The organism is Stenotrophomonas sp. GD04054, assembly GCF_029836955.1.
GTDB classification, from domain to species: Bacteria; Pseudomonadota; Gammaproteobacteria; order Xanthomonadales; family Xanthomonadaceae; genus Stenotrophomonas; species Stenotrophomonas maltophilia_A.
The window spans coordinates 18,035-27,532 of the sequence record NZ_JAOECR010000055.1 but is presented as its reverse complement, the minus strand read 5'-3'; the positions used below and the strand labels follow the sequence as shown (position 1 = coordinate 27,532).

Sequence of the window (9,498 nt, the reverse complement as noted above, 5' to 3'; positions counted from 1 at the left end):
TCAGCGCGCGACACGCCGTCGCCGCCCATCCGCGCTAACATGCAGGTTTTCCCCCGCAGGAACGCCCCGCATGAACTCGCGCAGCCCCCTTACCGTCGCCCTGATCCAGGAGCGCAACCACGGTGATGCCGCCGCCAACCTGGCGGTGATCGAAGCACGCGTGGCCGAGGCGGCTGCGCAGGGTGCCAAGCTGGTGCTGCTGCAGGAACTGCATAACGGCCCGTACTTCTGCCAGCACGAATCGGTGGACGAGTTCGACCTGGCCGAGCCGATCCCGGGCCCGAGCACCGAGCGCCTCGGCGCGCTGGCGAAGAAGCATGGCGTGGTGCTGGTCGGCTCGCTGTTCGAGCGCCGCGCCGCGGGCCTGTACCACAACACCGCCGTGGTGTTCGAGAAGGACGGCACCCTGCTGGGCAAGTACCGCAAGATGCATATCCCGGACGATCCGGGCTTCTACGAGAAGTTCTACTTCACCCCGGGCGACATCGGCTTCAAGCCGATCGATACCTCGGTGGGCCGCCTCGGCGTGCTGGTGTGCTGGGACCAGTGGTATCCGGAAGCGGCACGCCTGATGGCGCTGGCCGGCGCCGAACTGCTGCTGTACCCGACCGCGATCGGCTGGGACCCGGACGACGTGCAGGCCGAAAAGACCCGCCAGCGCGACGCCTGGGTGCTGAGTCACCGCGGCCACGCCGTGGCCAACGGCCTGCCGGTGCTGAGCTGCAACCGCGTCGGCCATGAAGCCTCGCCGCTGGGCGCATCGGGCATCCAGTTCTGGGGCAACAGCCACGTGCTCGGCCCGCAGGGCGAATTCCTGGCCGAAGCCGGCACCGACGCCACCGTGCTGCTGTGCGATGTCGACCTGCAGCGCAGCGAGCACGTGCGCCGCATCTGGCCGTTCCTGCGCGATCGCCGCATCGACGCGTACGGCGACCTGCTCAAGCGCTACATCGACTGAGCCGGAGCCCGCGCATGGCCGTCCTCATCCGTGATGCCGGCCAGGCCGACATCGCCGCGATCACCGCGATCTACGCGGTGGAAGTGACCGACTTCGTCAACACCTACGAGTACGACATCCCCGACGCGTCCGAGATGCTGCGCCGCATGCGCGACATCATCGACCGTGGCTTCCCCTACCTGGTCGCCGAGATCGACGGCCAGGTGGCCGGCTATGCCTACGCCAACACCTACCGCACCCGCATCGCCTACCAGTGGACCGTGGAAAACTCGGTCTACGTCGATGCCCGCTTCCAGGGCCAGGGCGTGGGCACCGGCCTGCTCCAGGCCCTCATCGACGCCTGCGTGGCGCGTGGCTACCGGCAGATGGTGGCGGTGATCGGGGAGCCGACCAATACCGCTTCAATCAAGCTGCACGAACGCTTCGGCTTCGAGCTGGTCGGCGTGTTCCGTGGCCTCGGCCGCAAGCATGGCCGCTGGCTGGATACCGTGCAGATGCAGCGCGCGCTCGGCGATGGCGCCGACACTGCACCTTCCAATGAATGAACCCATGACCGAAACCCTTCCCGAGACCGGCGACGACCTCTTCGCCGGCCAGCCGGTACGCGTTGTTGAACGCGACGGCGTGCGTTATACCCTGCTGGGCACTGCCCACGTCTCCCGCGCCAGCGTCGAGGCGGTGGAAAAAGCCATCGACAGCGGCCGCTTCGATGCCGTTGCCGTTGAACTGGACCCACAGCGCCTGCAGGCGCTGAGCGATCCGGACACACTGGCCAAGCTCGATCTGGTCGAAGTGATCCGCAAGGGCCGCGTGGCCCTGTTCGCCGCCAACCTGGCCCTGTCCGCGTACCAGCGCCGCCTGGCCGAACAGCTCGACATCGAGCCGGGCGCCGAACTGAAGCGCGCGGTGGAACTGGCGCGCGAGCGCAACCTGCCGGTACACCTGATCGACCGTGAAGTCGGCCTGACCTTCCGCCGTGCCTCGCAACGGCTGGGCTTCTTCGGCAAGCTGAAGCTGGTCGCCGGGCTTGGCGCAGGTCTGTTCTCATCCGAGGAAGTGGGCGAAAACGAGATCGAGAAGCTCAAGCAGGGCGACATGCTGGAGTCGAGCTTCGGCGAGTTCGCCAGCGAGAGCCCGGCGCTGTACGAGACCATCATCGGCGAGCGTGACCGCTACATGGCCACGCGCCTGCGCGAAGAACACGATCCGCAGCAGCGTGAGGTGCTGGCAGTGGTCGGTGCCGGTCACCTTGCCGGGCTGGCCCGCTACCTGGAAACCGACACCGAAGCACCGGCACCGCTGCGCGCCGAGCTGGAAGCGGTGCCGAAGAAGCGCAACATTCCGTGGTTCACGCTGGGCATCCTGGCCATCGTGGCGACCGGCATCGGCGTAGGCTTCTACCGCGGTGGCCTGGGCGTGGGCACCGAACTGCTGGCAACCTGGGCGATGTATACCGGCGGCCTCGCCGGCCTGGGCTGCCTGCTGGCCAGCGGCCATCCGCTGAGCATCCTCACCGCGATCGCGGTGGCGCCGTTCAAGCCGTTCCGCCTGAGCATCCCGACCGGCGCATTCTCGGCGCTGGTGGAAGCGCGCCTGCGCAAGCCGGCGTATGAGGACTTCCTGAAGCTGCGCGACGATGCGCAAAGCCTGAAGGGCTGGTATCGCAACCGCGTCACCCGCGTGGTGCTGACCTTCATGCTGACCAACATCGGCAGCATGCTCGGCCTGTGGCTGACCACGTTCAAGGTGTGGGGCAAGGTCGCCGGTTGATTGCAACGCCCCGCCGGGCATGGCCCGGCGCTACCGGCCGCACGGCGTCCGCGCGCGCGACCGGCAGGTGCCAACCTTGGTTGGCACGCTTTACGCCGACCGCAAAGATCGGCCGAGCATGCTCTGCGCAGAACATCAAAAAAAGGGGGAGGCCGCCCCACTACGACCGGCCTCCCCCACACCACAACACGTTGTCGTGCATTACGGTCGAGCAAGCTCGACCACTACACCGGGGTACCCGGCACCATCTCCAGACCGCGCGCACGCCGGATCAGTCGCGTGACCGCACTGCGCAGGTCATCCAGCACCGCATAGATGGTCGGCAGGAACAGCAGGCTGACCACGGTCGAGAACGCCAGGCCGCCGGCAATCGCGCGCGCCATCGGTGCGTACTCCGGGCCATTGCCGAACATCTGCGTACTGGTCAGCGAGATCGGCACCATCGCCAGGATCGCCGTGCCCATGGTCATCATGATTGGCCGCAATCGCTCGCGTGAGCCCTCCACCAGCGCCTGGGTGCGTCCCATGCCGCCGCGCCGCAGGTTGTTGATGTGCTCGATCATCACGATGCCGTTGTTCACCACCACGCCCATCAGCACCAGGATGCCGATGAAGGACATGATTCCGAACGAGGTACCGGTGATCCAGAACAGCCAGAACACACCGAAGATCGAGAACAGCACGCCACTCATGATCGCCGCCGGGAACAGCAGCGACTCGAACACCGCCGCCATCACCACGTAGATCATCACCAGCGCGATCAGCAGGTTGAACACCATCTGCTGCATCGCTTCGTCGTCGTTGCCGTAGTCACCGCCATCGAAGGTGAAGCCATAGCCGGCCGGGAAGTTCATCGGCTTGAGCACCGACTCCATCGCCTTGCGGCCATCCGGCGCGGTGACCTTCTCGGCCAGGTTGGCCTTGATGGTCAGCGTGGTCTGGCGGTTGGTGCGTCCGATCTGGGTGGCGGACGAACCAACGTCGACGGTGACCAGGCTCAGCAGTGGCACGCTGCGGCCATCGCCGGTGCGCACGCTGAAACCGGCCAGGTCTTCCGGGCTGCTCTGCTCGGCACCGGCGAAGCGCACCCATACCGGCACTTCGTTGTCGCCGCGGCGGAACTCGCGCATCGGTGCACCGCGCAGGGCCAGGCCGACGAAGCTGGCTACCTGCTCGGCATTGAAGCCGAATGCGGCGGCGCGCTCGCGGTCGACGCGCACCTTCAGTTCACCACCCTTTTCGCCGTTGTCGATGCGCACATCGCGCAGCTCGGCACGCTGGGCCAGCAGCGGTACCACTTCCTGGCCGATCTCCTGCAGCATCGAACTGGAGTCGCCGACCAGCTGCACCTGCACGCCCTGGTTGCCGCCACCGCCGCCATCGCCGCCCTGGTTGCCGACGAAGTAGTCGGTGCGGGCCGACTTCGGCAGGCCCTTGCGCAGCTCTTCCTGCAGCGCCTTGATGTCCTTGGCGTACTTTTCGTCCAGGGTGACCACGGTGGAGCTGCCTTCCTGCTCGCTGTACCAGGAATACACCTGCTTGACGTGCAGGCGCTCGCGGTTGGCGTCGATCCAGTTCTCCACCCGCGCCACTTCCTCGGACATCTGCCGGTAGGTGTAGGCGCCCTTCCACATATAGCCGATGAAGATGTCCTTGCCGCCGTCACCACCGAACATGTCGACCTTGGTCAGCTTCATCGGCACCAGGCTGACCAGCACCACCAGCACGATGCCGAGCAGGCTCCAGCCGCGATGGCGCAGCGACCAGTCCAGCAGTGTCGCGTAGCGCCGCTGCAGGCGCGCGATCACGCCGGTCTGCGAGTGCACCAGCTTCGGCGTGGCCATGCGCGCGGACAGCATCGGGATCAGGCTGACCGCGACCAGCCACGAGGCCAGCAGCGAGACCGAGATGGTGATCGCGATCTGCGCCATGAAGATGCTGATGTTGTTGGTCTCGCCGAACAGGTTCGGCACGAACACGATGCAGTGGCACAGCGTACCGGCACTGAGCGCGATGGCCACGTTGCGGGTGCCGATGATCGAGGCCAGCCGCGGCTGCCCCGGCATGCGCTCGCGTTCCTGGTAGATGCTCTCCACCACCACCACGGCGTTGTCGACCAGCATGCCCACCGCCAGCAGCAGGCCCATCATGGTCAGGATGTTCAGCGTCACCCCGACGAAGTACATGAAGCCCAGGGTGATGGTGAAGCAGATCGGAATGGCCAGGGTCACCATCAGCGTGGACGGCCAGTGGCGCAGGAAGAAGAACAGCACCGTGATCGACAGGATCAGGCCGACCGCACCGGCCTCGGCCAGTTCCAGCAGCGAGGAGGTCACCGCCTTGCCCTGGTTGTCGATCACCTTGATCTGCACGTCGCGCATCGACGCTTCGGCACGGATCGATTCAACCTCGGCCAGTGCCGCGCGCGACACCTCCACCAGATTGGCACTGCGCTCCTTGAAGATGTCCAGGCCGACCGCCGGGTTGCCGTCCAGGCGCCGCCCGTAGTTCATCCGCGCCGGTTTCAGGCGCACATCGGCGATGTCGCCCAGGCGCAGGCCCTTGGCGTTGATCACCAGGTCACGCATTTCCTGCAGGTCGGTGATCTCGCCCACCGGCTGCACGCGCACGCGCTGGCCGTTGTCGTCGATCTGTCCGGCCGAGATCGAGAAGTTCAGCGTGCGCAGGCGCTCGCTCAGCTCGTTGATGCTCAACCCATGCGCGTTGAGCCGGTTCGGATCGATGGCGATCTCCACCTCGTTTGGCGGCGCGCCGGTGATGTCGACGCGGGCCACGCCGGGAATACGCTCGATGCGCCGCTTGAACTCGCGATCGAGCATGTCGTACGCAGTGGTCAGGTCGGTGGTGCTGGCCAGGCGCACCTTCAGCACCGGCTGGTCGCTGCTGGACCACTTGAACACGTTGTAGCGCTGGAGGTCGTCAGGCAGGTCACTGCGGATCGCATCGATGCGCTCGCGTGCATCGGAAGCGGCTATCGCAATGTCACGGTCCCAGTCACTGAACTCGATGTAGATCAGCGCCGCCTCGGAGGTGGCCGACGAGCGCATGCGCTTGATGCCGGTCATCGTCGCCAGCGATTCCTCGACCGGGCGGATGATGGTCCGCTCCACTTCCTCCGGGGTCGAGCCGGTGTACGGAATCTGCACGAACAGGAACGGCGCGGAGATGTCCGGCAGCGCTTCCAGCGGCAGCCGGAACGAAGCGATCAGGCCGATCACCACCAGCGACACGAAACACATGATGGTGGTGACCGGACGGCGGATGGAGAACTCGGCCACACTCATGCCGGTTCCTCCACACCCGCCGCGCTGCCCGCTGCACCCGGCTCGATCTCACCGGCATGCTTGCGGCCACGTTCGCGGTAATACGCATCGCCGCGACGGTCCATCAGGTCGTACACCACCGGGATCACCAGCAGGGTCAGCAGGGTCGACACCAGCAAGCCGCCGATCACGGTGATCGCCATCGGTGCGCGCACTTCGGCGCCCTCGCCCATCGCCACCGCCAGCGGCAGGAAGCCGAACAGCGTGCACAGCGTGGTCATGATGATCGGCCGCAGGCGCGAGCGGGCACCTTCCACCAGTGCCTCGTGCTTGGCCACGCCAGCCTCGCGCAGCTGGTTGACCTTGTCGATCAGGATGATCGCGTTCTTGGTGACCAGGCCGACCAGCAGGATCAGGCCGATGAACACCACCACCGAGATGGGCTTGCCGGTCAGCATCAGCGCCAGGATCGCACCGACCAGCGCCAGCGGGATGGTGAACAGGATCACGAACGGGTGCAGTAGCGATTCGAACTGCGAGGCCATCACCAGGTAGACCAGGAAGATCGCCAGGCCAAAGGCGAAGATCAACGACTTCGCCGCCTGCGCCAGCTCCTCACCCTGGCCACCGATGTGCAGGCCGACACCCGCACCCAGCGGCTGCTCGGCGACCATCTGCTGCACTTCGCGCATGGCCGCGCCGAGGTCGATGTCGCGCAGGTTGGCCGACACCACCGCCACCCGGGTCTGGTCGGCGCGATGGATCTCGCTGGGGCCGGTGGTAGCCACCACCTCGGCCACCGCGTCCAGCGTCACCGGACGGGTACTGCCCGGATTGACGATCAGCCGGCGGATGCTCTCCACGCTGGCGCGGTCGCCTTCCTGTGCACGCACCAGCACGTCGATCTTGCGGTCACGGAAGCTGTAGCGGGTGGCGACATCGCCGCGCACCTTCTTCACCACCACGTCGGCGATCTGGCGGGTGGTCAGGCCGAGCGCACCTGCGCGTTCCTGATCGAAGCGGATCTGGATTTCCGGGAAGCCCTCTTCCACCGTCGACTTCACATCGGCGTAGTGCGCATTGCCGCGCAGCATCGCCGCCAGGCGCTGGCCGGCCACTTCCAGCGTGGCCATGTCCTGCCCGCGCAGCTCGATTTCCAGCGGCGTGGAGAAGCTGAACAACGCCGGCCGCGCGAAATCGACCTGTGCACCCGGATGCTGGCCCATGGTGTCACGCAGGCGCTCGGTGATCTCGGCTTCGGTACGCGCATTGCCGCCGCCTTCCATCACCACGGTCAGCTTGCCGATGTTCTCGCCGCTCTCGGTGGGGCTGGCATCCAGGCGGGTGCCGCTGCCGCTGACACCGTACAGCGACGCCACGCCCTCGCCCTTGCCGTGCGCCAGCTGCAGCTCGCGTACCAGTGCATCAGTCTGCTTCAGCGGCGTGCCGGCCGGCAGCTTCACCGTCATCTCGAAACGGTCCTGCGCCAGCTGCGGGATCAGGTCGGCACCGAGCATCGGCACCAGCGCCATGGTCGCCACGAAGATGATCGTGGCCACGCCCAGCACCTTGCCCGGGTGCGCCAGTGCGCTCGGCAGCAGGCGCAGGTAGCCACGCTCGGCGCCGGCGTAGGGCTTCATCGCCAGATCGCTGGCCTTGCGCATCACCGGGCCGACCACCGCCACCACGCCACGCCACACCCGCACCACCAGCCAAGCCAGCGCGTAGAAGCTCCAGCGCGCGGTCGCCACGGCACCACGACGGCCCAGTGCCACCGGCTTCTGCCAGCGGTTCTGCGGTTGCCACGGTTCGTTCGGCGCTTCTTCCGGGAACGCCAGCGGCGGCCGTCCCTTCAGCGAGCTCAGCATCGGGATCAGGGTCATCGACACCAGCAGCGAGATCGCGATGGCGATCGCCACGGTCAACGCCTGGTCGCGGAACAGCTGGCCGGCGATGCCATCGACGAACACCAGCGGCAGGAACACCGCGATGGTGGTCAGGGTGGAGGCGACCACCGCCATGCTCACTTCGCGGGTACCGGCGATGGCCGCCTGCAGGATGCCCAGGCCACGCTCGCGGGCCTTGGCGATGCTCTCCAGCACCACGATCGAGTCATCCACCACCAGGCCGGTGGCCAGTGCCAGACCGCCCAGCGACATCACGTTCAAGCTCAGGCCGAGCTGGCCCATGAAGAAGAACGTGGCGATGATCGAGACCGGCAGCGACAGGCTGATCACGAACGTGCTCCAGCCATCACGCAGGAACAGGAAGATGATCAGGATCGCCAGCAGGCCGCCGATCACTGCATCCTTCTTGACGTCGGCGATGGCGTGCTCGATGAAGCGCGACTGGTCCTCGATGGTGGTCATCTCGACGTCGGACGGGAACGTGCCCTTGATCTGCTCCAGGCGCTTGCGCAGCGCTTCGGCGGTGGACACGGTATTGGCGTCGCCTTCTTTGTAGATCGCCAGTTCGACCGATTCCTTGCCGCCCAGGCGGATCACCGCTTCGCGCTCCTTGTAGCCCTGGCGCACGGTGGCCACGTCCTTCAGGCGCACCGGCACACCGTTGGCGACCACGCTGGAACCACCGCCGGACGATGCGCTCTGCGCCGCCGATGCCGCCGCGATGGCTGCCGCCGAACCGGTCGACGCGGCGATGTTGAACATCTGCTGCAACGCCGAGTCGGCCGCGCTGCCGTTCGACGCCTGGGTGGTGACCAGCAGGTTGCGGATCTCCTCCAGATCGGCGAACTGGTTGACGGTACGCACCAGGAAGCGCTGCGAACCCTCCTCCAGGCGGCCGCCGGAGATGTTGATGTTCTCGTCCTTCAGGCGCTTGATGACGGTGTCGATCGGCAGGTTCAGCTGGGCCAGCTTCTGCTGGTCGATGTCGACCTGGATCTCGTCCTCGAGGCCGCCACCGACCTTGACCGCCGCCACGCCGCTGACCGGCTCCAGCTTCTTCTTCAGGTCTTCATCGGCATAGCGGCGCAGGCCGGTCAGCTCACGGATCGCATCGGCATCGCTGGTCGGCGCCACCTTGTTCGACAGCACCAGGCGCATGATCGGTTCGGTGGACGGATTGAAGCGCAGCAGCACCGGCGCTTTGGCCTCCAGTGGCAGGTTCAGCGCTTCCATCTTGTCGCGCACCTCCAGGCTGGCCTGGTCCATGTTGGTGCCCCAGGCGAACTCCAGCACCACATCGCTCTGGCCGGTGCGCGAGACCGACTTCAGCTTGCGCAGGTTCTTGACCACGCCGACCGCTTCTTCGACCGGCTGGGTGATCAGAGTTTCGATTTCGGTCGGCGCCGAACCGGTGTAATAGGTGCGCACGGTCAGCGTCGGGTAGCTCAGGTCGGGCAGCAGGTTGACCTTGAGGTTGCCCAGCGCGATCAGGCCGAACAGCAGCAGGGTGACCGTGCACATGGCGATGGTCACGCGGCGGCGGGTGGCGAATTCCACCAGACCGCCGCGCATGCTGGCG

4 protein-coding genes and 1 pseudogene are annotated in these 9,498 nt (G+C 66.5%); 3 read left to right on the top strand and 2 right to left on the bottom strand.

Features of this window, described 5'->3' with window-relative positions; translation table 11 throughout:
• Positions 1-70: 70 nt before the first annotated feature.
• From N7573_RS19050 to N7573_RS19040, 3 genes are read left to right on the top strand one after another with little or no spacing between them, the layout of a single operon-like run.
• Positions 71-958: a carbon-nitrogen hydrolase gene (locus N7573_RS19050; protein WP_134951180.1), complete on the top strand. Its 888-nt coding sequence runs from the start codon at positions 71-73 to the stop codon at positions 956-958.
• Between the two features lie 14 nt (positions 959-972).
• The gene (locus N7573_RS19045) at positions 973-1,503 is read left to right on the top strand and encodes a GNAT family N-acetyltransferase (RefSeq protein WP_279913469.1); all 531 of its coding nucleotides are present in this window, start codon (positions 973-975) and stop codon (positions 1,501-1,503) included.
• The gene (locus N7573_RS19040) at positions 1,496-2,728 is read left to right on the top strand and encodes a TraB/GumN family protein (RefSeq protein ID WP_279913468.1); all 1,233 of its coding nucleotides are present in this window, start codon (positions 1,496-1,498) and stop codon (positions 2,726-2,728) included. Before N7573_RS19045 ends, N7573_RS19040 begins: the two co-directional genes overlap by 8 nt.
• A 224-nt stretch (positions 2,729-2,952) precedes the next feature.
• Here N7573_RS19040 and N7573_RS19035 read toward each other — a convergent pair whose 3' ends face one another.
• Together N7573_RS19035 and N7573_RS19030 are read right to left on the bottom strand one after the other, a co-directional pair.
• On the bottom strand, positions 2,953-6,033 hold the full coding sequence (locus N7573_RS19035; RefSeq protein ID WP_279913467.1) for an efflux RND transporter permease subunit: 3,081 nt from the start codon (positions 6,031-6,033) through the stop codon (positions 2,953-2,955).
• Positions 6,030-9,485, bottom strand: a pseudogene (locus N7573_RS19030) (efflux RND transporter permease subunit); the annotation flags it as partial. The gene N7573_RS19035 and the pseudogene N7573_RS19030, both read right to left, overlap by 4 nt.
• Positions 9,486-9,498 lie beyond the last annotated feature (13 nt).

What these genes read in the sequence shown, in the direction of transcription:
- N7573_RS19035 (WP_279913467.1), bottom strand. Translation starts at nt 6,033, where the DNA reads ATGAGTGTGGCCGAGTTCTCCATCCGCCGTCCGGTCACCACCATCATG.
- N7573_RS19040 (WP_279913468.1), top strand. Translation starts at nt 1,496, where the DNA reads ATGAATGAACCCATGACCGAAACCCTTCCCGAGACCGGCGACGACCTC.
- N7573_RS19050 (WP_134951180.1), top strand. Translation starts at nt 71, where the DNA reads ATGAACTCGCGCAGCCCCCTTACCGTCGCCCTGATCCAGGAGCGCAAC.
- N7573_RS19045 (WP_279913469.1), top strand. Translation starts at nt 973, where the DNA reads ATGGCCGTCCTCATCCGTGATGCCGGCCAGGCCGACATCGCCGCGATC.